Raw genomic sequence first — 21121 nt, 5'->3', positions numbered from 1 at the left:
AGAGACGCGATGTTCGCGTCCGTTACCGCGAGGAGTCCCCGATGACCCGTATCGACCTGTCCCGCACCAACCGCGGCGGCTACGCCGCCGTGCTCGCCCTCGAGGCGTACGCGCGCACCCACGTCGACAAGACGCTTTACGAGCTGCTCAAACTGCGGGCCTCGATCCTCAACGGATGCGGCTTCTGTGTCGACATGCACGCCACCGCTGCCGCGACGCACGGCGTACCCGCGCGGACGCTTCATGCGGTCGCGGCCTGGCAACACGCCGGTGAGCTTCTCGACGACCGTCAACGCGCGGTCCTCGCGCTGACCGATGCCGTGACGCTCGTCGGGCCGGAGAGCGTGACCGATGAGGTGTGGGAACGAGCGGCCGTCTTCTTCTCCGAGAAGGAGCTGGGCTCCCTCGTGGTCGCCATCGCGACGATCAACGTCTGGAATCGCATCGCTCTGGCGACGGGGATGACGCCGCCGGTCGACGCCGCCCACCCCGTCGCATGAGCTTCGTCAGCCCTGCCGGTAGCCTCGGCGACGTGACGACGGCCAGCCTCGCGTGGAGCACGGAGCGGAATCGACTCGTGGGAATCGCCTATCGAATGCTCGGCGACTTCGGCGCTGCGGAGGACATCGTCTCGGACGTCGCCCTCGAGGCACTGCGGGCGGAGAGCAGCGGTGACGAGGTGCGCTCGTGGGCGGCATGGCTGACGACGGTGTGTGTCAGACGATCCATCGACCAGTTGCGTCGGGTGCAGTCCGCTCGCGAGGAGTATCCGGGGCCGTGGTTGCCGGAGCCGGTCGCCACCGAGCGTCTGCCCGATGACGTGGTCGCGGACCGCGAGATGCTGTCGCTGGCGGTCCTGCACCTCGCGGAGCAGCTGGAGCCCGCGGCACGTGCCGCGGTGGTGCTTCATCGGGCGTTCGCAATGACGTCCGTCGAGATCGCGCGAATCCTCGATCGCTCACCCGCATCGGTGCGACAGCTGATCTCGCGCGGAGAGAAAAGGCTCCAGCTGCGCGACGAGCCGTCGGCGTCAGGGGCTGACGTCGCGGCGGTGCGTGCTCTCGTCACCGCCATCGAGACGGGAGACGTCGCGGGCGTGGCGGGCATCCTCACCGACGACGCGATCCTCTGGGCGGACGGAGGCGGGCGGGTCAAGAGCGCTCTCAACCCCATCTTCGGCGCCGAGAGGATCGTCCGCTTCTTCGTCGGCATCCTGGACAAGGCGGCGGCTTCCGGCGCCGCGATCTCCGTCGGGGTCGTCGACGTCAACGGCGAGAGGGGGCTCTCGCTCTCGGTGGGCGGGATGGCCGACGTCATCTCCCTCGAGATGAGGGGTGGACTGATCGCCGGTGTCCGACGCGTATCGAACCCCGAGAAGCTGTCGAGGGTGTGGTGGACAGGTGGCGGCTCGGGGTCGATGTCGGAACCCCTCCCTAAGCTGGATGCGTGACCGAGCACGATCAGCTTCCCGATATCACCCTCGACGAGGCGCGCGCCGAGGCCGCGGACCTCACTCAGCGGATCATCGGGGCGCGCGACGCGTACTACGGGCGAGACGCCGAGGTCGTCGACGACGCGACGTACGACGGATGGATGCACCGGCTCGAGGCCCTCGAGCGTCTGCACCCCGAGCTCCAGGGGCAAGACAGTCCGACGTTGTCGGTGGGTGCGGCCGAGGCCACCGACCTCGCGACGATCGAGCACGCCGAACGCATGCTCAGCCTCGACAATGTCTTCTCACCCGAGGAGCTGCGCGACTGGGCCGTCAAGACCGAGGCCGCCGCGGGGCGCGCCGTGCACTGGCTCAGCGAGCTCAAGATCGACGGGCTCGCCATCAGTCTGCGTTACGAAGACGGCGTGCTCACCTCCGCCGCGACCCGCGGCGACGGGCGAGTCGGAGAGATCGTCACCGAGAACGCTCTACGTCTAGCCGACATCCCGCGCGAGCTCGCGGGAGAAGGGCATCCGCCGATGGTGGAGGTGCGCGGCGAGGTCTTCATCCCCGTCGCCGCATTCGAGAACCTCAACCGAATGCAGGACGAGTTCCGCCGGCGGGCGTTCGCCGAGGCGCGCGAGCGGTCCGCCGGCCGACGAGGGGGGCGCGCCTTCGACGAAGAGAAGGCCGAGATCGCCGCGGCCCGACGTTTCCCCGCGTTCGCCAACCCCCGCAACGCGGCCAGCGGCGGACTGCGCCAGCAGATCGAGAAGAAGACGGGCCTCGAACTCGAGGCCGGTCTCGCGCGCATCGCCTCCCTCAAGCTCTACGTGCACGGCGTCGGGGCCTGGCAGAACCCTCCCGTGGCCGCCCAGAGCGAGATCTACGATCTGCTGGCTTCCTGGGGACTGCCCACCTCGCCGTACTCCCGCGTCGAGTCGACGATCGACGGCGTCCTGGGCTTCGTCGCGCACTACGGAGAGCATCGCCACGACGTCGAGCACGAGATCGACGGCGTCGTCGTCAAGGTCGACGAGCTCGCGCTCCACGACGAGCTCGGGGCGACCAGCCGGGCTCCGCGCTGGGCGATCGCCTTCAAGTATCCGCCCGAGCAGGTGAACACCAAGCTGCTCGACATCGTAGTGTCGGTCGGACGCACGGGTCGCGCGACCCCCTTCGCTGTGATGGAGCCCGCCAAGGTCGCCGGCAGCGTCGTCCGCCAGGCCACCCTGCACAACCAGGACGTCGTGAAGGTCAAGGGCGTGCTGATCGGCGACACGGTCGTGCTGCGAAAGGCGGGCGACGTCATCCCCGAGGTTCTCGGGCCCGTGGTCGAGCTGCGCGACGGCAGCGAGCGTGCGTTCGTCATGCCCGCGGACTGCCCCGAGTGCGGCACTCCTCTGCGCCCGGCGAAAGAGGGCGATATCGACCTGCGTTGCCCGAATGCGCGCTCCTGCCCCGCGCAGGTGCGCGGACGTGTCGAGCACATCGGCTCGCGCGGCGCGCTCGACATCGAAGCGCTGGGCGAGGTCACGGCAGCAGCCTTGACGCAGCCCGAGGTACCCGATGAGCCTCCGCTCGACACCGAGGCGGGACTGTTCGACCTGACCGTCGAGGAACTCGTGCCGATCGAGGTCGTCGTGCGCGACTCCGAGACGGGCGAGCGAAAAGTCGACCCCGACTCCGGCGAGCTCGTGCGGCGTCTGCCCTTCCAGAAGCTCTCGCCCGCGACGTACCCTCCGGGCTCCGAAGACCTCGATCCCGCGGAGCGCCGTCGGCGCGGCATCCGCAAGGACTATCGCGAGGTCCGCCCCTCGGAGCAGGCGACGAAGCTCATCGTCGAACTCGAGAAGGCCAAGACGAAAGATCTGTGGCGGCTGCTCGTCTCGCTGAACATCCGACACGTCGGTCCCGTTGCGGCCCGCGCTCTCGCGCAGTGGTTCGGATCGCTGGATGCCATTCGCGCGGCTTCGCGGGAAGAGCTCGCCGCCGTCGAGGGCGTGGGGGGGATCATCGCCGATGCCGTGATCGATTGGTTCGAGGTCGACTGGCATCGCGAGATCGTCGAGCGGTGGGAGGCCGCCGGGGTGCGCTTCTCGATCCCCGGTCATCCCGGGCCGGGGGCGGCGGCGGCCGCGGGCGGGGTGCTGGCGGGTCTGACGGTCGTGGCCACGGGCTCGCTGGAGGGATACACCCGTGAGGGTGCGCAAGAGGCGATCCTCTCGGCGGGTGGCAAGGCAGCGTCGAGCGTTTCGAAGAAGACCGACTTCGTCGCCGCAGGTCCGGGCGCGGGGTCGAAGCTCGCCAAGGCGGAAGAACTGGGTCTGCGGATCTTGGATGCTGCGCAGTTCCGCATCCTCGTGGAGCAGGGCCCTGCGGCTCTCGACGCTGCAACGGGCCGGGCATCCACGGATGGGCTCGACGCCGAGGACGGGCCGTCCGCTTTCGAGGGCTGAGAGACGAGGAGGGCGGGAGCCGAAGCCCCCGCCCTCCTGTCGTTCCGTCGGGCGTCGCGTCAACCGGCGCAGGCCGTAGCTGCCTCGGTGAAGCTCGCCTGCAGCGTGCTGATCTGGTCGCTGAGGCCGCTGGCCTTGGACGGGTCGGCCACGACGGTCTCGAGGTACGCGGCGTAGTCGTTCAGTGCGCCGCTCGCCTTCTGGGCGGAGGGCGCGATCTCTTCGTTCGTGATCGACGAGAACTGCGTGCCCACGTCGGAAGCGAGCTGCTTGAACGCCGTCAAGGTCGCCTGCGGGTCGGAGCTGTTGACCGTGCTGCCCGCACCGCTGACGGCCTGGAACTGTTCGCGCACGATGTCGCAGGCTTCGGCCTTGGTCTGGTCACCGGCGGGCGCCGACGGCGTCGCGGGTGACGTCGTCTCCTGTGTCGTCGTGGTGCCGCCGTCGGCCATGCTGTCGTCACTCGACTCGGCAGTTCCTGAGCCGCCCGAGCAGCCGGCGAGAAGGAGCAGCGCCGAGGCTGCGACGAGAGCGAATGGAGCGCGCTTGATGATCATGTGAGTCCCCCCAAAGGTCACGTCCGGGCGTCACATGGCCCGGATTACTCCGACGGTATCGATCCGGGGCGCGCGCACGCCAATTCACCCCTGCCCTTGCGCGCGGGGCCCGGATGTAGCAGGGAATCGTCAGCCCTCGAGAAGTCGGTCGCGTACCTGGCGGCGCAGCACCTTGCCGATCAGCGAGCGGGGGAGCTCATCGACCACCACGATGCGCTTGGGCACCTTGTACGGCGTCAGGATGCCGCGTGCGAACGCTCGCACCGCTTCGGCGTCGAAGTCGTCCGGCGTCGACGGCACCACGGCTGCGACGACCTCCTCGCCGGAGTGCTCGCTCGGCATGCCGATGACCGCGACATCTGCGACCGAGGGATGCTGGCGCAGCACGTTCTCGACCTCGGTCGGGGCGACGTTGAACCCGCCCGTGATGATGAGCTCCTTGATGCGGTCGACGATGCGGACGAATCCGCCATCGTCGATCGTGACGATGTCGCCGGTGCGGAACCACCCGTCGACGAAGACCGCCTCGGTCTCTTCTGGTTTGCCGTAATAGCCCGAGAACACCTGGGGGCCGCGCACGAGCAGCTCGCCGCGCTCGACGTCGATGCGCGGGTCGTCGGGGTCGACGACCCGGCATTCGGTGCCGGGGAGAGGCAGACCGACGGTGCCCGCAACCCGGTTGGCCGCGACGGGGTTGGCCATGAGCACGGGGGAGCACTCGCTCAGCCCGTACCCCTCGACGAGGAACCCACCCGTCGCCTGTTCGAACGGTACGACGAGGGAGTGCGGGAGCGCCATGGCCCCCGAGATGGCGACGTCGGTTCCGGTGAGGGACACCCCCTTCTCGTCCGCCGCCGCGAGCAGCCGCTCTGCGATCGGCGGGACCAGCGGCAGGAACGTCGCGGGGTGCTTCTTCGTCACCTCCAGGACGAGGTCGGGGTCGAACTTCGGGAACAGCACCAGACGCGCGCCCATGGACATCGCGAAGGTCAGGCACAGCGTCAACCCGTAGGCGTGGAACATCGGGAGCACCGCGTAGACGACGCAGCCCTCACCGCGCACGATCTGCGGCACCCATGCCCGCGCTTGAGCGGCGTTGGCGAGGAGGTTCGCGTGGGTGAGCATCGCCCCCTTGGGGGTTCCGGTCGTGCCGCTCGTGTACTGGATGATCGCCAGGTCCGTCGAGCCCGGCCGCGGGTGCGTCTCGGGAAGGGGGGCGTGGCGGAGGAGGTCCGCCCAGTCGTCGGCATCCCGTGTCTTCGTCGTCAGGGCGGCGCGGGCTTCGCGCGCCCGGGGGATCGGCAGGCGCAGGGCGAGGCGGGTGCGCATCGGCATGGCCGTTGTCACATCGACGGACACGAGCGTGTCGACTCGTAGATCGGCGGGGAAGTCCTGCACGGCGGCGACGACCTTGCTCCACACGATCGCGTGCTTGGCGCCGTGGTCCTCGAACTGCTTGCGCAGCTCGCGCGGCGTGTAGAGCGGGTTGTGCTCGACGACGACCGCACCGAGGCGCAGCACGGCGTAGAACGCCACGATGTGCTGCGGGCAGTTCGGCAGCACGATGGCGACCGGGTCTCCTGCGACGACTCCCCGCTCGGCGAGAGCGGCCGCGACGCGGGCGATCTGGGCTGACATCTCGGCGTAGGTGGTCTCGCGGCCGAAGAACTGCAGGGCCGGGGCGTCCGGATAATCCCGTACCGAGGCGTCGACGATGTCGACGAGAGACCCGCTCTGAGGGTCCAGATCTTCGGGCACCCCCGCGGCGTAGCTCGAGGTCCAGGGGCGCGGCGGATCGAAACTCGTCACGCGGCCAGCCTAGGGCGAGCGCGCGACGGGGTCGAGGCGGGCGAGGCACGGTGCGCGAACTAGACTGACCGAGTGTCTGAAATCACTCCTGATCTCGTGCGCCATCTCGGTGTGCTCGCCCGGATCCAGTTGAGCGACGAGGAGGTCCAGAGCCTGACCGGCCAGCTGGATGCCATCGTCGACAACATTGCGAAGGTGTCCGAGGTGGCGACCCCCGAGGTGGTCGCGACGAGCCACCCGATCCCGCTCGAGAACGTTTTCCGCCCCGACGTCGTGCAGCAGCAGCTGACGCGCGAGCAGGTGCTGCTGAATGCCCCGGACCAGGCCGACGGCCGATTCCGCGTGACCGCGATCCTGGGAGAAGAGCAGTGACCGATCTCACCCGCCTGACCGCCGCCGAACTGGCCGCCAAGCTGTCGTCGTCCGAGGTCTCGAGCGTCGAGGCGACGCAGGCTCACCTGGATCGCATCGCCGCCGTGGACGGCGCCGTGCGCGCGTTCCTGCACGTGAGCGACCGCGCTCTCGAGGTCGCGGCCGATATCGACCGCCGCCGCGCTGCCGGCGAGCAGCTCCACGAGCTCGCGGGTGTCCCGCTGGCGATCAAGGACGTGCTCGTCACGACCGACATGCCCTCGACGAGTGGTTCCAAGATCCTCGAGGGCTACATGTCGCCCTACGACGCCACCGTCGTCGCGCGGTCTCGCGCCGCGGGTCTCGTGCCGCTCGGCAAGACCAACATGGACGAGTTCGCCATGGGCTCCTCGACCGAGTTCTCGGCGTACGGCGCCACGCACAACCCGTGGGACCTCGATCGCATTCCCGGCGGGTCCGGCGGAGGATCCGCCGCTGCTGTCGCCGCCTTCGAGGCGCCCGTCGCCCTCGGCTCCGACACCGGTGGCTCGATCCGTCAGCCCGCGCACGTCACCGGCACGGTGGGCGTGAAGCCCACGTACGGCGGGGTCAGCCGGTACGGCGCGATCGCTCTGGCATCCAGCCTCGATCAGGTCGGGCCGGTCACGCGCACCGTGCTCGACGCGGGGCTCTTGCACGACGTCATCGGAGGGCACGACGCGAACGATTCGACGTCGCTCTCGGACGCGTGGCCCTCGTTCGCCGCGGCCGCCCGCGAGGGAGCGACCGGTCAGGTGCTCACAGGCCTCAAGGTCGGCGTCATCCGCGAACTCGACGACCGCGGCTTCCAGAAAGGCGTGTCGGACTCGTTCCGCGCGTCGCTGGCGGCCATGGAGGCGCAGGGCGCCGAGATCGTCGAGATCAGCGCCCCGCACTTCGAGTACGGCGTCGCCGCGTACTACCTGATCCTGCCCGCCGAGGCCTCGAGCAACCTGGCGAAGTTCGACTCCGTGCGCTTCGGCATGCGGGTGACCCCGCAGGGAGCAGCCACGGTAGAGAACGTCATGGCCGCGACGCGTGACGCCGGCTTCGGCCCCGAGGTCAAGCGCCGCATCATCCTCGGCACGTACGCCCTGTCGGCGGGTTACTACGACGCCTACTACGGCAGCGCGCAGAAGGTGCGCACGCTCATCCAGCAGGATTTCGACACCGCCTTCGCGCAGGTCGACGTGATCGCGACCCCCTCGGCGCCGACCACGGCGTTCCGCCTGGGCGAGAAGATCGACGACCCGTTGCAGATGTACCTCAACGACGTGACGACGATCCCCGCGAACCTCGCGGGCGTTCCCGGCATCTCGGTTCCCAGCGGTCTCGCGGCCGAGGACGGCCTGCCCGTCGGCATCCAGTTCCTCGCTCCCGCTCGCGAAGACGCGCGTCTGTACCGCGTCGGCGCGGCTCTCGAGGCGCTGCTGGTCGACCAGTGGGGCGGACCTCTTCTCGACAAAGCCCCTTCCCTCACGAACGGAGCGTCGCTCTGATGGCGAAAGACGCACTCATGGACTTCGACGAGGCGCTCGAGCTGTTCGAGCCGGTCCTCGGCTTCGAGGTGCACGTCGAGCTGAACACGGCGACCAAGATGTTCTCGGCCGCGCCGAATCCGGCGAACGAAGCCCACCACGGCGCCGAGCCGAACACCCTCGTCGCGCCGGTGGACATGGGTCTTCCCGGCGCCCTGCCGGTGGTGAACGCCGAGGCGATCCGTTCGTCGATCAGCCTGGGCCTCGCCCTCGGCTGCTCCATCGCACCGTCGAGCCGGTTCGCGCGGAAGAACTACTTCTACCCCGACCTCGGCAAGAACTATCAGATCTCGCAGTACGACGAGCCGATCGCCTTCGAGGGCTCGGTCGAGGTCGAGCTCGAAGACGGCACGATCGTCACCGTGCCGATCGAGCGCGCGCACATGGAAGAAGACGCGGGCAAGCTCACCCACATGGGTGGCTCGACCGGTCGTATCCAGGGCGCCGAGTACTCGCTCGTCGACTACAACCGCGCCGGCGTCCCGCTCGTCGAGATCGTCACCAAGCCGATCTTCGGCGCCGAGCACTCGGCCCCGGCCCTGGCGAAGGCGTACGTCGCCACGATCCGCGACATCGTGCGCGGTCTCGGAATCTCCGAGGCCAAGCTCGAGCGCGGAAACCTCCGCTGCGACGCCAACGTGTCCCTGCGTCCCCGGGGCCAGGAGAAGCTCGGTACCCGCACCGAGACGAAGAACGTCAACTCGATGCGATCCGTCGAGCGCGCGGTCCGCTACGAGATCCAGCGTCAGGCGGCCATCCTCGCCAAGGGCGGCACGATCACGCAGGAGACCCGCCACTGGCACGAGGACACCGGCCGCACGTCCCCGGGTCGTCCGAAGTCCGATGCGGACGACTACCGCTACTTCCCCGAGCCCGACCTGCTGCCGGTCGTGCCCGCGCCCGAGCTGATCGACGAGCTTCGCGCTGCTCTTCCCGAGCCGCCGGCCGCGCGCCGACGCCGTCTAAAGGGCGAGTGGGGCTTCACCGACCTCGAGTTCCAGGACGTCGCGAACGGTGGTCTGCTCGACGCGGTGGCCGACACCATCTCCGCGGGCGCCGCGCCCGCGTCGGCGCGCAAGTGGTGGACGGGGGAGATCACCCGCGTCGCCAACGCGCAGGAGCGAGACGCAGCCGACCTCGTGTCGCCCGAGAACGTCGCCGCGCTGCAGAAGTTGATCGACGCCGGAACGCTCACCGACAAACTCGCGCGTCAGGTGCTCGAGGGCGTCATCGCCGGCGAGGGCACCCCGCAAGAGGTGGTGGACGCGCGCGGTCTCGCCGTCGTCTCCGACGATGGAGCGCTCATCGCCGCGATCGACGAAGCGCTCGCGGCTCAGCCCGATGTGCTCGCCAAGATCCGCGACGGCAAGGTGCAGGCCGCCGGTGCCGTCATCGGCGCGGTCATGAAGGCGATGAAGGGCCAGGCCGACGCCGCGCGCGTGCGTGAGTTGGTCCTCGAGCGCGCCGCTCAGTAGGACACCGGATGCCACGACCTCGGCCGTCTCGCACGGCTCGGGGTCGTGGCATCCGTCATTCCGGGCTTCGACGCCCGCACCGGGGCCGATGTCGGAGGTCCGAGGGAGAATGGATGCCATGGGACGAGGCGACGGATCGGGACGCATCGTCTCGCGCCCCGACGCCGACGACACGGGGACCGGCATCCTGCACGTCGACATGGACGCGTTCTTCGCGTCGGTCGCCGTGCTCGACGACCCCTCGCTCGCGGGCAAGCCCTTGATCATCGGCGGGTCCGAGGGGCGCGGTGTCGTCTCGAGCGCCTCGTACGAGGCGCGCCGCTACGGGGTGAGATCGGCCATGCCGGTCGCCATCGCCCTGCGCCTCTGCCCGACGGCGATCGTCGTGAACCCGCCGTATCACCGGTACACCGAGATGTCGCGTCAGGTCATGGCGATCTTCCACGACGTCACGCCGCTCGTCGAACCGCTGTCGATCGATGAGGCCTTCCTCGACGTCCGCGGCGCACGCCGGCTGTGGGGGAGTCCCGGCACGATCGCGCGCGACCTCCGCGCGCGAGTGAAGGCCGAGACGGGTCTCACCTGCAGCATCGGTGTCGCCGCCACCAAGCACGTCGCCAAGATGGCCTCGACGATCTCGAAGCCCGACGGTCTGCTCGTCGTGGCCGCCGCCGACACCGAGGCCTTCCTCCGCCCCCGATCGGTGCGGGCGCTGTGGGGCGTGGGGCCGAAGGCCGCCGAGGCGCTCGAATCGCGCGGCATCCGTCTCGTCTCCGACATCCTCGACACCCCGCGGCATGCGCTCGACCAGGTCCTCGGGTCGGCGATGGGGGAGCGCATCTGGCACCTCTCCCGCGGGATCGACGCGCGCGAGGTGCACACGGGGCGTTCCGAGAAGAGCATCGGACACGAAGAGACGTTCCACACCGACATCTCCGACACGCGCCTGCTGCACGTCGAGCTGCGACGACTGGCCGACCGCGTCGGAGCCCGCCTCCGCGGCCAGCAGTACGAGGCGTCGACGATCGCGATCAAGGTCCGCTTCTCCGACTTCACGACGCTGAGCCGGTCGCGCACGCTGAACGAACCGACCTCTGTCGGCCAACGCATCGGCGACGCCGCGATCGAGCTCTTCGACTCCCTCGACCGGCGACAGGCCGTGCGCCTGGTCGGTGTGCGAGGCGAGAAGTTGAAGCCCGCGGCGATGGCGGCGACGCTGTGGGACGACGACGCCGAGTGGCGCCGCGTCGAGGGCGCTCTCGACGGCGCCACCGCGCGCTTCGGCCGCGGAGCGGTGACGAGAGGATCGCTCCTGGGCCCGTCGCGCGGCGGGGGAGCCCTGCCGACGAACCCGCGACCGTCCTACGACCACTGAGGCGACACCGGGCGAGGTCCGTCGCCGCCGATGGCACGCGCGGACACCGGACGCAACGCCCCTGGGCTGCTCGCCGGCGGGCCGCTACGGTGGGCTCATGCCCAACATCGCATTGGAACTCGGCAAGCAGGCCACGAGCTTCGGCGTCACCTCCGCCTACGGCGAGCAGCAGGACGTCGACGGCGTGCGCATCGTCCCCGTCGCCCTCGTCTGGGCCGGCTATGGCGGGGGATCCGACGAGCAGGGGAACGGCGGTGGCGGCGGGGGCGGTTACACGCTTCCGCTCGGCGCCTACATCCGTCGCGGCGACGACCTGCGGTTCGACCCGAATCTCGTCTCGCTGCTCGCCGTCGGCATCCCGTTCGTGTGGGTGGCCGGCCGAGCCCTCAGCCGTGTCATCCGCGCTCTCAAGAAGTAGCGCAGACCCGGTCGACGACGCCCTCACGGCGGCGGTGGCTGCCGTGTCGGCACGCGTCGTCGCGGTGGGCGCCGCGAATCCCGTCGTCGTCCTCGACGGCCGCAGCGGCGCGGGGAAGAGCTCCCTGGCCCGGCGCCTCGTCGCGACGTGGCCGGGCCGCAGTCGCGTGCAGCTCGTTGCGCTCGACGATGTCTACCCGGGGTGGGATGGCCTGGCCGACGGCGTCGACTACGCCCGACGGACGATACTCTCGCCTCACGCGCGCGGTCTCGTCGGCGTCTGGGAGAGATGGGATTGGGAGACGGGTTCGCGCGCGGAGGCCTATGCCGTCGATCCCTCGCTGCCGCTGCTCGTGGAGGGCGCCGGCCTTCTGACTCCCGAGGTCGCTCGGGTCGCGGACGTGTCGGTGTGGGTGGATGCCCCGCTGTCGTCGCGGAAGACGCGTGCCCTCGGTCGCGACGGCGAGACCTACCGCCCTCACTGGGACCGGTGGGCCGCGCAAGAGGAGCACCACCTCGCCGCCCACGATCCCGCGCACCTTGCCGACCTCGTCGTCACCATCCCGTGACGATCGGTCACACGGCATGATCCGGCTGACCAGAACGAGGCGCGTGTGGCTCGCGTCGTTGGGCGTTGCCGTCGTGGTGGCATCGATCGCGTCTCGGGCGGTCGCAGAAGCACCCGCTCCGCTCGAGCGCGAGGGAGATCGGGCCGCGTCGGCCTACGCGGACGGGGAGCTCCTTGAACAGCTGCGACGCCTGGCTGCCGTCCCCGGTGCTTCCCCTGGCGACGTCGCCGCCTTTTTCGGCCGTCCCGCATCGCCCGGCGAGACACTCTTCCCCTTCGACCTGCGGCTGCTTTCGCAAAAAGGCGACGTCTTCGTGGCGGCCGCCTACCGCTTCGAACGAGACGCGAGCCTCCTCTGGCGGACAGGCGACTACTGGGGCCAGGCGTGCCGGCGGTACGTGGTCCAGTCCTCTCGCGTCACGAGTGAGCCCATCGAGTGTCCCCCGGAAGCACCGGAATGGCCGACGGGTCGGGGCGACTGACGAGAAGGGGCGTCAGGATCTGTCGAGAGCGGCCATGAGGCCGTCGAGGCGATATCCGATCCAGTCGTACACGCCGTATCGAGGATCCTCGGGGTCGTGATCGTCGTCGTTTCGGATGCCGAGACGCGTCGCCATGACCAGCCGGAGCGCCGACAGGGTTCGCATCCAGGCGAGCGCCTCCGTCTCGCCGAGGGCCACGGCGATCGTCGCGTCGGGGTCGCTGTCGGGGTCGAGATCGGCGCCGTCGAGCCCCAGCGTGTGCAGCACGGTCGCGACATCCTGAGACCGGCGCTCGAGGATGTCGGAACTGGTGAGGCGGCGGAACTCGCGGCTCGCGGCAGCGTCGTCGGGGTACGCGTCGGGGAGCAGACGCTCGATGGCGGGGTCGTTCTCGGAGTGCGAGTCCGCAAGCAGATCGCGGAACTGTCCGACGATGCCGGCGAGGTGAAGGGCCTCGAGTCCACTGATCTCGAGGACGACGATCCGCTCGCTCACGCGGGATCCTTCCGGACGGTGGCCCACAAACCGAAGTCGTGCATCGCCTGCACGTGCGCTTCCATGACCTCTCGGGGCCCGCGGGCGACGACGGCGTGACCGTCGTGGTGTACGGCGAGCATCAGTCTGTTCGCGGTGGAGGCGTCGTAGCCGAAGTAGGTGCGGAAGATGTGGGTGACGTAGCTCATGAGGTTGACGGGGTCGTTCCACACGACCGTCTGCCAGGACGACGGGGGTGCGGCGGACAGGTTCGTTTCGCGTTCGATGTCGAGATCGGGAGTGGCCAGGCCCGCCATCATGCCCACCCCAGCTCGTGCAGGCGCTCGTCGTCGATTCCGTAGAAGTGCGCGATCTCGTGGACCAGCGTGGTGTGGATCTCGTCCCTCAGCTCGGTCTCGTCGTCGCACGCGGCGAGGTGCGGTTCGCGATACAGGATGATGCGGTCGGGGAGTTCGCCGACCCCGTACCTCTCTCGCTCGGTGAGAGCCCAGCCGTCGTACAGGCCGAGCAGATCGAGCGAGCCGTCCTCCGGGCGGTCTTCGACGACGAACACCACGTTGTCGAGCCCGTCGACCATATCGTCGGGAAGCCGATCCAGCTCGTCGACCACGAGCCTCTCGAAAGTCGTGGCGTCCATCTCGAGCGCCGGGCGCGCGTCGACGTCATCGTTCACGGCGGGCCTCCCGGGGGTCTCGAGCCGTCTGAGGGCGGCCGGCATCTTGCTCCGGCATCCCCTCGTCGATTCTATGGCTCGGGGGAGTGCCGGTCTCGAACGACGAAGGCCCGGCGAGCGTTGCTCTTCCGGGCCTTCGAGTAGTGGGGTGGCTAACGGGACTTGAACCCGCGACCCCCGCGACCACAACGCGGTGCTCTACCGACTGAGCTATAGCCACCATGTGTCTGCCGAAGCAGACAACTGAACGATTATGTCATACGTCGAGCGCGAACGACGACACGGCCGACGCGGAGACTGCCTTGGCCTCTTCGCTCGTGGGGCCCGGCTGCGGCACGAACACCGCGGCGCGGTAGTAGGCGAGTTCGCGGATCGACTCGCGGATGTCTGCGAGGGCACGATGTCCGCCGTTCTTGGCCGGCGCCTGGAAGTACGCACGCGGATACCACCGGCGCGAAAGTTCTTTGATGCTCGAGACATCGACGTTGCGGTAATGCAGCCAGCGGTCGACCCGCGGCATGTACTTGGCCAGGAACATGCGGTCGGTGCCGATGGTGTTACCGGCGAGGGGTGCCTTGCCCTCGACGGGTGCGAACCGCTGGATGTATTCGAGCGTCTGGAACTCGGCATCCGCGAGACTCACGCCGTTGGGGATCTCGTCGAGCAGTCCCGACGAGCGGTGCATGTCGGTCACGAACTCGCCCATGTTGGCGAGAGCGGAATCGTCGGGCTTGATGACGATCTGAAAACCGGGATCGAGCACGTTGAGCTCGAAATCGGTGATGACGACAGCGATCTCGACCAGCTCGTCGACGCCGAGGTCGAGGCCCGTCATCTCGCAGTCGATCCAGACGAGCCGGTCGTTCTCGGAGGCGTTTACCATCCCCACATCCTAGTGAGGGGTCCCGACGCCGGCTCTGGTCCCCCAGACACGATTCGAACGTGTGACCGGCGGATTAGAAGGCCGCTGCTCTATCCACTGAGCTACTGGGGGTCGTCATCAGGATATCGCTCGACCGCCTTCCGCCGAGCCAGCCCCTGGCGCGGCCGGCCGGGCGGCGGTACATTTCGCGCAACGAGAGCAAAGGAGCACTCATGTCCGAGACGGTGACACGACGCATCTGGGTGGCGTACGGGCCCAATGGGGTGGTCGGGAAGATCCAGAAGGATGCCGACGGCTACCGCGTCCACATGGCGGGGAAGGACGAGCCGCTGGGCGTGTACCCCTCCATGGAGATCGCGAAGAACGCGGTGCACTCGCACCTGAAGCCCGGGAGTGAGCGGCCGGAGTTCCGCGAGCACTGAGGTCGGACGCTCGTCCGCGGTCAGGCGTTCACCACGTCGTGCCGACGACCAACGGGCTTCGGCGCGGCCAACAGCGGCAGAGCGAGGTGGACCAGCGGTCCGATCCCGACGGCGAACACGACGGTGCCGATTCCCACGGTTCCGCCGAGGAGCCATCCCAAGGCCAGGACGGACCCCTCGACCGAGAGCCGGCACGCCCAGATGGGCCAACCGAAGCGCGCGTTCATTCCCGTCATGAGGCCGTCGCGCGGTCCGGGGCCGAAGTGGGCTCCGATATAGAGACCGGATGCCACGGCCACCAGCACGACGCCTACGACGAGCATGACCGCCTGGAGCCAGAACACGTCGGGGTGAGGGAGGAACCCGAGGGCGAGCTGCAGGCTCGTGCCGACGAGCAGGATGTTGGCGACGGTTCCGACACCGGGCTTCTGTCGCAAGGGGATCCACAGGAGGAGGACACCCAGGCCGACGATGTTGGTGATCCAGCCGATGCCGATTCCTGAGACGCGCGACAGTCCCTGCGCGAAGACGGTCCAGGGGTCGACACCGAGACCGGCGGCGACGGTGACGGCACAGCCGAAGCCGTACAACACGAGTCCGACAAAGAGGCGCACGATCCGAGAAGGCATGGACCGATCCAATCATCCGATTGGCTTTCTGCAGTGATGCCAATTTGACTATTGTGGCCGCATGGACTCCCGCGTATCCGCTCGCACTCTTGCTTCGTCTCTCGGCGGCTGGCGCGGAAACGGCCCGGCCTATGAGGCTCTGGCAGATGCGGTCCGCCTGCTCTGTCTGGACAACCGGCTCGCTCCCGCCACCGCGCTTCCCGCCGAGCGTGAGCTCGCCGCAGCCCTCGGGGTGAGCCGGACGACGGTTGCGGCCGCGTACCGGAGCCTCCGGGACAGCGGACACATCGAGAGCCTCCGCGGCAGTGGCAGCGTGACATTGCCCCTGCGCCGCACCGATCCCGGTCGTCACGAGCTGGACGCCGAGACCATCGACCTGCAGCAGGCGAGCCCGGCGGCGTGGCCTGGCCTTCCGGGGGTCATTGCCGAGGTCGTCCAAGAAGCTCCCGCCCTCGTGGCGCGGATCGGCTACGACGTCGTCGGCGACCTCGGGCTGCGTACGGCGATCGCCGAGCACTATCGCGACCGGGGCTTCGCAACCTCTCCCGACCAGATCCTCGTCACCACGGGCGCCCAGAGCGCGATCCACCTGATCGCCTCGGTGCTCCTGCACCGGGCCGACCGGGTCATGATCGAGACGCCCACCTACCCGCACGCCGCGGACGCCTTCCGCCGCGTGGGCGCTCGCCTGGTGGGGGTGCCGGTCGACTCCGCTCACGGGTGGGACCTGGAACGAGCGGAGCAGACATTCGCGCGGACACTGCCCTCGTTGGCGTATCTCATGCCCGACTTCCACAACCCGACCGGCCGCACCATGGACACCACCGAGACCGAGGCATTCCTCCTCGGCGCGCAATCGGTCGGCACTCTGCTGGTGATCGATGAGACCACCGCCCAACTGGACATCGACCGCGCAGCGGGGCCTGCGCCCTTCATCGACGATGAGCGTGTCATCCGCGTCGGCTCCCTGGGCAAGACGGTGTGGGGCGGGTTGCGCGTCGGGTGGGTGCGGGCCGCGCCCGACATCGTCCGCAGATTGGCGAGCGGCCGTCCGGTGCACGACCTGGGCACCCCTGAGCTCGAGCAGGCCATCGCCGCTCGGCTCATTCCTCGTCTCGGCGAGATCGCCGCACAGCGAGGAACGCTCCTGCGCGAAGGTCGTGACTGTGTCGTGGAGGAGCTGCGCCGGGTGTTCCCCGAATGGGACATCCCGGAGGTTCACGGAGGTGTCTCCCTGTGGGTGAGCATCGGCGAACCGCTGAGCACTCCTCTGGTCATGGCGGCGCGTGCGCGAGGATTGGCACTGTCGGCCGGTTCGCGATTCGCGGTCGAAGGCGGACACGACCGCCGGTTGCGGATGCCGTTCACGGCGTCGCCGGCGACACTGCGCCGAGCGGTCGGCATCCTTCGTGGAGCGTGGGACGACGTGCGAGGAGGAAGCGCGGTGCCTGCGCGGACCGACTTCGCGACGGTGGTGTGATGACCGGTGCAGCCCCGTGCGCGCCGCGGTGCCCTCCCCACCGGTCGGCGACTCACCGCAGGTAGCGCAGGCACTCGACGGCGTCGGCGGACGACCAGAACTCTCCGAGCCGTCGGAAACTGCCGGAGGCGGTGTGAAAGCGCTCGGCGGCGTAGCGCCAGCCGCCTTCGGCGGCGATCGCGCGGACGTGACCGACCACGATGCCGCGCGGGTCGGCGATGCGCCACAGGCCCGCGGCGACGTGCGTCGCCGCTCCCCACCCGGCCGGACGCGGGGCCGGAGCGAGGTCGTTCCACAGTGCGGTGCTCATGCGATGACGGTAGAACCAACCTCCGACATCGACCGGGTGCCGCGACCCGACGATTCCTCCCCAGCCGGGCGACGTCGCAATCCCTCCCCAGAAGTGCGGATACGACGATTCCCGGACGGGCGGAGGAGGTCATTCTGGGTGTGGCTCCGGCATCCGTCGGGCACACGGATGCCGGAGCGCACACCACGTCGAGAGGAAGCACGGACATGAGCGATCACATCACCCTGGTGGGGAACATCGTCGGCGAGCTGGAACAGCGTTCGACACGCGGGGGAGGCCCCATCGCGGCCTTCCGCATCGCAGTGGGCGAGCGCAGGCTCGACCGCGAGCGCGGAGAGTGGGTGGACGGTCATACCAACTACTACAACGTCTCCGCCTTCGGCGACCTCGGCGCTCACGCCCTGCATTCGCTTCGAAAGGGACAGCGGGTCGTCCTCGCCGGCCGCTTGCGCCTGCGCGAGTGGGAGAACGAGGCCAAGCGCGGGGTCAGCGCCGATGTCGTGGCCGATGCCATCGGACACGACCTGCGGTGGGGCACCACGCGGTTCGAGAAGGCGGCCAGGTCATCGGACTCCTCCGCCGCCGCGAACGGCCAGGACGCGGACGAGCCCACCGACGAGGCGTGGGCCCTCCCCGGCGGCGGCGACGAGGGCGCGGACGGCGCCGAGACGGTCGGCGCGGAAGCCGGCGCAGGCGGGGGTGCCCCGCTGTCGGTCGCGGGGGAGAGCCGTCCGTTCTGAGGCGGTCGTCGAGGCGGCGCGGGGGTCGAGTCGGCGCGCGTCCGCGTGCGGCGGACAGGGGCGACGCGGGAGGGTCCGTAGACTCGTTCGCGTGTCTCGCCTCCTCGGTCGTCCCCTCGCCGCCCTGACCCTCGTCGCGGCGCTGGGCCTCGCCGGGTGCACCGGCCCGTCGCCCACCCCCGCGCCCGTCGAGACGACGGAGCCGTCAGCGTCAGCGACCGACACTCCGTCGTCGGCGCCGACGACCCCCGCGGCGCCGGCGCTGATCCCGGGAGGGTCGGCCGCCGAGAACCTGCCGTTCTTCACCACGGTCGTCGACGGAGTCTGGTCGGGACCGAACCAGGTCGCCGGGCGTGCCTACATCGACGCCCTGGCGGCGGCGGGCTTCGACAAGGCCGCGATGCAGGTGACCGCCGATCAGACCACCGTCGACAACCCGGCGGAGAGCATCGAGTTCTCCGTCCGCATCGGCGATCAATGCCTCGTCGGCCAGGTCGGTCCCTCCATCGGCAATCCCGTCACCGCGGTGCTGCCGGGTCTGTCGTCCGGAGGGTGCCTGATCGGTCAGACCCGAGCGATCGACTGGTGAACCCGCGCCGACGTCTCGTCGGCGGACCGCTCCACCGCCCCTAGACTGGACGGGTTATGGCGGAATACATCTACTCCATGGTCCGCGCCCGAAAGTCTGTGGGCGACAAGCTGATTCTCGACGACGTCACCATGTCGTTCCTGCCCGGTGCCAAGATCGGCATGGTCGGGCCGAACGGTGCGGGTAAGTCGACGATCCTGAAGATCATGGCCGGGCTCGACGTCCCGTCCAACGGCGAGGCGCGGCTGAGCCCGGGCTTCACCGTCGGCATCCTCATGCAGGAACCCGAGCTCGACGACACCAAGACCGTGCTGGAGAACATCCAGGACGGCGTGGCGATCAAGCCCAAGCTCGACCGCTTCAACGAGATCTCCGCCCTGATGGCCGATCCCGACGCCGACTTCGACGCGCTCCTGGCCGAGATGGGAACGCTGCAGGAAGAGATCGACGCGGCCGACGGCTGGGACCTCGACTCGCAGCTCGCCCAGGCGATGGACGCCCTGCGCACCCCGCCCGCCGACGCCTCGGTCGTCCCGCTCTCCGGCGGTGAGCGTCGTCGCGTCGCACTGGCGAAGCTGCTGCTGCAGAAGCCCGATCTGCTGCTCCTCGACGAGCCCACCAACCACCTCGACGCCGAGAGCGTGCTCTGGCTCGAGCAGCACCTGAAGGCCTATAAGGGCGCCGTCATCGCGATCACCCACGACCGGTACTTCCTCGACAACGTCGCGGAGTGGATCGCCGAGGTCGACCGCGGTCACCTGTATCCCTACGAGGGCAACTACTCGACCTACCTCGAGAAGAAGGGCCAGCGTCTCGACGTCCAAGGCAAGAAGGACGCGAAGCTCGCCAAGCGCCTCAAGGAAGAGCTCGAGTGGGTCCGCTCGAATGCGAAGGGCCGCCAGGTCAAGTCGAAGGCGCGCCTCGCCCGCTACGAAGAGATGGCCGCCGAGGCCGAGCGCACGCGCAAGTTGGACTTCGACGAGATCCAGATCCCCGCGGGCCCCCGCCTGGGCAGCATCGTGATCGACGCGAAGAAGCTCGAGAAGAGCTTCGGCGACCGCTCGCTCATCAGCAACCTGAGCTTCAACCTGCCTCCCAACGGTATCGTCGGCGTCATCGGCCCCAACGGTGTGGGTAAGACCACGCTCTTCAAGACCATCGTCGGCCTCGAGCCGCTCGACGGTGGTTCGCTCAAGATCGGCGAGACCGTCAAGATCAGCTACGTCGACCAGTCCCGCGCCAACATCGACCCCGAGAAGACGCTGTGGGAGGTCGTGTCGGACGGTCTCGACATCATCACCGTCGGCAAGACCGAGATCCCCTCGCGTGCGTACGTGTCGAAGTTCGGTTTCAAGGGCCCCGACCAGCAGAAGAAGGCGGGCGTGCTCTCCGGCGGTGAGCGCAACCGCCTCAACCTGGCCCTGACGCTCAAAGAGGGCGGCAACCTGCTGCTCCTCGACGAGCCGACGAACGACCTCGACGTCGAGACGCTGAGCTCGCTCGAGAACGCGCTGCTCGAGTTCCCCGGTTGCGCCGTGGTGATCACTCACGACCGGTGGTTCCTCGACCGCATCGCGACGCACATCCTCGCCTACGAGGGTACGGACGAGCATCCCGACCAGTGGCACTGGTTCGAGGGCAACTTCGAAGCGTACGAGGCGAACAAGATCGAGCGCCTCGGCGCCGATGCCGCCAACCCGTCGCGGTCGTCCTACCGCAAGCTCACGCGTGACTGAGAACCCCGCCGCGAGCACCCCCCGCGAGGGCCCGGCATCCGCCGGTCCCTCGCGGGTACACGTGCCGATCCACCTCCGGTGGGGCGATCTCGACGCACTCGGGCACGTCAACAACACGTCGATGCTGAAGCTCCTCGAAGAGGCTCGTCTGCGCGCGTTCTGGTTCAGCGACGGCGAGGGAGAACCGCTCCCGACAGCGGTCTTCGACATGGACGTGCTCGACAGCGGGGGCGACCGTGCCACGCTCATCGCGCGGCAGGAGATCGAGTACCTGCGCCCGGTTCCCTACACCCAGCGTCCCCTCGACGTGCGGATGTGGATCGGAGCCATGGGCGGATCCAGCGCCGACATCTGTTACGAGGTCTACTCTCCCGTCGGAGACGCCGAGCCCGTCCTGTATGCGCGCGCGACCGCGGTCACCGTGCTCGTCGACACGGCGACCGGGCGGCCGACGCGATGGACCGAGGCGGAGCGCACCGCGTGGGCCCCGTACATCGGCGACCCGATCGAGTACCGCCGCCGTTCGTCGCGCGGCTGACACGGGGCGCCGGCTCCGCTCCGCGATCTGCACACCGCCCGCAACACGACCCGGTGCCGTCCCACCGATCGCCGACCCCGGACCGTGCCGGCACCCTCGAGCAGACGCGCCGGGACAGCGGCAT

24 protein-coding genes and 2 tRNA genes are annotated in these 21121 nt (G+C 69.2%); 16 read left to right on the top strand and 10 right to left on the bottom strand.

The annotated features are described in order from the left end of the window. Nucleotides 1-41: 41 nt before the first annotated feature. Genes NE358_RS09015 through ligA form a run of 3 tightly spaced genes read left to right on the top strand, consistent with a single transcriptional unit; the run spans nt 42 to nt 3891 of the window. Nucleotides 42-500 carry a carboxymuconolactone decarboxylase family protein gene (locus tag NE358_RS09015; RefSeq protein ID WP_103208994.1) on the top strand — a complete coding sequence of 153 codons (459 nt, stop codon included), beginning with the start codon at nt 42-44 and terminating at the stop codon, nt 498-500. A gap of 32 nt (nt 501-532) precedes the next feature. Next, nucleotides 533-1450 (top strand): sigma-70 family RNA polymerase sigma factor, encoded by a 918-nt coding sequence (locus NE358_RS09010; RefSeq protein WP_289937702.1) that lies wholly within the window; start codon nt 533-535, stop codon nt 1448-1450. Further along, nucleotides 1447-3891 carry an NAD-dependent DNA ligase LigA gene (gene ligA, locus NE358_RS09005; protein WP_289937700.1) on the top strand — a complete coding sequence of 815 codons (2445 nt, stop codon included), beginning with the start codon at nt 1447-1449 and terminating at the stop codon, nt 3889-3891. The genes NE358_RS09010 and ligA overlap by 4 nt, the downstream gene beginning before the upstream one ends. A 59-nt stretch (nt 3892-3950) precedes the next feature. Here ligA and NE358_RS09000 read toward each other — a convergent pair whose 3' ends face one another. Then, nucleotides 3951-4448 (bottom strand): hypothetical protein, encoded by a 498-nt coding sequence (locus NE358_RS09000; protein WP_289937699.1) that lies wholly within the window; start codon nt 4446-4448, stop codon nt 3951-3953. Nucleotides 4449-4577: 129 nt separating this feature from the next. Then, nucleotides 4578-6257, bottom strand: a complete 1680-nt coding sequence (locus NE358_RS08995) for a long-chain-fatty-acid--CoA ligase (protein ID WP_289937698.1) — start codon at nt 6255-6257, stop codon at nt 4578-4580. Nucleotides 6258-6329: 72 nt separating this feature from the next. On the opposite strand from NE358_RS08995, the gene gatC reads away from it, so the two are divergent. The 7 genes from gatC (at nt 6330) to NE358_RS08960 (ending at nt 12502) form a co-directional block, all read left to right on the top strand. Further along, complete coding sequence (gene gatC / locus NE358_RS08990) at nt 6330-6629, top strand: Asp-tRNA(Asn)/Glu-tRNA(Gln) amidotransferase subunit GatC (protein ID WP_103209004.1); 300 nt, start codon at nt 6330-6332, stop codon at nt 6627-6629. Continuing rightward, nucleotides 6626-8146, top strand: coding sequence for an Asp-tRNA(Asn)/Glu-tRNA(Gln) amidotransferase subunit GatA (gatA, locus tag NE358_RS08985; RefSeq protein WP_289937695.1), 1521 nt, complete (start codon nt 6626-6628; stop codon nt 8144-8146). Before gatC ends, gatA begins: the two co-directional genes overlap by 4 nt. Beyond that, nucleotides 8146-9660: an Asp-tRNA(Asn)/Glu-tRNA(Gln) amidotransferase subunit GatB gene (gatB, locus tag NE358_RS08980; protein WP_116239894.1), complete on the top strand. Its 1515-nt coding sequence runs from the start codon at nt 8146-8148 to the stop codon at nt 9658-9660. Before gatA ends, gatB begins: the two co-directional genes overlap by 1 nt. A 118-nt stretch (nt 9661-9778) precedes the next feature. Further along, nucleotides 9779-11035 (top strand): DNA polymerase IV, encoded by a 1257-nt coding sequence (locus NE358_RS08975; RefSeq protein WP_116240070.1) that lies wholly within the window; start codon nt 9779-9781, stop codon nt 11033-11035. Between the two features lie 97 nt (nt 11036-11132). Then, on the top strand, nt 11133-11453 hold the full coding sequence (locus tag NE358_RS08970) for a hypothetical protein (protein ID WP_246078284.1): 321 nt from the start codon (nt 11133-11135) through the stop codon (nt 11451-11453). Continuing rightward, complete coding sequence (locus NE358_RS08965; RefSeq protein ID WP_246078287.1) at nt 11428-12021, top strand: nucleoside/nucleotide kinase family protein; 594 nt, start codon at nt 11428-11430, stop codon at nt 12019-12021. The genes NE358_RS08970 and NE358_RS08965 overlap by 26 nt, the downstream gene beginning before the upstream one ends. Nucleotides 12022-12037: 16 nt before the next feature. Then, nucleotides 12038-12502, top strand: coding sequence for a hypothetical protein (locus NE358_RS08960; protein ID WP_289937687.1), 465 nt, complete (start codon nt 12038-12040; stop codon nt 12500-12502). A 12-nt stretch (nt 12503-12514) separates the two neighbouring features. Here NE358_RS08960 and NE358_RS08955 read toward each other — a convergent pair whose 3' ends face one another. The 6 genes from NE358_RS08955 to NE358_RS08930 all read right to left on the bottom strand — a co-directional run bounded on the left by NE358_RS08955 (nt 12515) and on the right by NE358_RS08930 (nt 14664). Then, nucleotides 12515-12997 carry a DUF2017 family protein gene (locus NE358_RS08955; protein WP_289937685.1) on the bottom strand — a complete coding sequence of 161 codons (483 nt, stop codon included), beginning with the start codon at nt 12995-12997 and terminating at the stop codon, nt 12515-12517. Then, nucleotides 12994-13296 (bottom strand): ATP-dependent Clp protease adapter ClpS, encoded by a 303-nt coding sequence (gene clpS / locus NE358_RS08950; protein ID WP_103209931.1) that lies wholly within the window; start codon nt 13294-13296, stop codon nt 12994-12996. Before clpS ends, NE358_RS08955 begins: the two co-directional genes overlap by 4 nt. Next, entirely contained in the window at nt 13293-13670 is a 378-nt protein-coding gene (locus tag NE358_RS08945) for a metallopeptidase family protein (RefSeq protein WP_499317668.1), read from the bottom strand. Before NE358_RS08945 ends, clpS begins: the two co-directional genes overlap by 4 nt. A 144-nt stretch (nt 13671-13814) precedes the next feature. Further along, nucleotides 13815-13890, bottom strand: a tRNA-His gene (locus NE358_RS08940). Between the two features lie 36 nt (nt 13891-13926). After that, entirely contained in the window at nt 13927-14553 is a 627-nt protein-coding gene (gene orn / locus NE358_RS08935) for an oligoribonuclease (protein WP_103209021.1), read from the bottom strand. A 35-nt stretch (nt 14554-14588) separates the two neighbouring features. Next, a tRNA-Arg gene (locus NE358_RS08930) sits at nt 14589-14664 on the bottom strand. A gap of 101 nt (nt 14665-14765) precedes the next feature. Here NE358_RS08930 and NE358_RS08925 point away from each other — a divergent pair. After that, entirely contained in the window at nt 14766-14975 is a 210-nt protein-coding gene (locus tag NE358_RS08925; RefSeq protein ID WP_103209024.1) for a methyltransferase, read from the top strand. A gap of 20 nt (nt 14976-14995) precedes the next feature. Here the strand turns inward: NE358_RS08925 and yczE are convergent, their stop codons facing one another. Continuing rightward, nucleotides 14996-15604 carry a membrane protein YczE gene (gene yczE, locus NE358_RS08920; RefSeq protein ID WP_116239889.1) on the bottom strand — a complete coding sequence of 203 codons (609 nt, stop codon included), beginning with the start codon at nt 15602-15604 and terminating at the stop codon, nt 14996-14998. A 61-nt stretch (nt 15605-15665) separates the two neighbouring features. Here yczE and yczR point away from each other — a divergent pair, with 61 nt between their 5' ends. Next, nucleotides 15666-17084: a MocR-like transcription factor YczR gene (gene yczR / locus NE358_RS08915; protein WP_141377747.1), complete on the top strand. Its 1419-nt coding sequence runs from the start codon at nt 15666-15668 to the stop codon at nt 17082-17084. 52 nt (nt 17085-17136) lie between these two features. On the opposite strand, the gene NE358_RS08910 is transcribed toward yczR, so the two are convergent. Beyond that, on the bottom strand, nt 17137-17394 hold the full coding sequence (locus NE358_RS08910) for a hypothetical protein (RefSeq protein ID WP_103209032.1): 258 nt from the start codon (nt 17392-17394) through the stop codon (nt 17137-17139). Nucleotides 17395-17600: 206 nt separating this feature from the next. Between NE358_RS08910 and NE358_RS08905 the strand changes: the two genes are divergently transcribed. The 4 genes from NE358_RS08905 (at nt 17601) to NE358_RS08890 (ending at nt 20997) form a co-directional block, all read left to right on the top strand. Then, entirely contained in the window at nt 17601-18134 is a 534-nt protein-coding gene (locus NE358_RS08905; protein ID WP_289937668.1) for a single-stranded DNA-binding protein, read from the top strand. 91 nt (nt 18135-18225) lie between these two features. Further along, complete coding sequence (locus tag NE358_RS08900; RefSeq protein ID WP_170210692.1) at nt 18226-18723, top strand: DUF6993 domain-containing protein; 498 nt, start codon at nt 18226-18228, stop codon at nt 18721-18723. A 56-nt stretch (nt 18724-18779) separates the two neighbouring features. Continuing rightward, entirely contained in the window at nt 18780-20459 is a 1680-nt protein-coding gene (gene ettA / locus NE358_RS08895; RefSeq protein WP_103209039.1) for an energy-dependent translational throttle protein EttA, read from the top strand. Beyond that, nucleotides 20452-20997, top strand: a complete 546-nt coding sequence (locus NE358_RS08890) for an acyl-CoA thioesterase (RefSeq protein ID WP_289937657.1) — start codon at nt 20452-20454, stop codon at nt 20995-20997. Before ettA ends, NE358_RS08890 begins: the two co-directional genes overlap by 8 nt. Nucleotides 20998-21121: the final 124 nt, after the last annotated feature.

The sequence above is a fragment of the Sphingomonas sp. G5 genome (assembly GCF_052660795.1).
The sequence above is the reverse complement of the archived record's forward strand: the minus strand, read 5'-3'. Positions and strand labels throughout refer to the sequence as shown.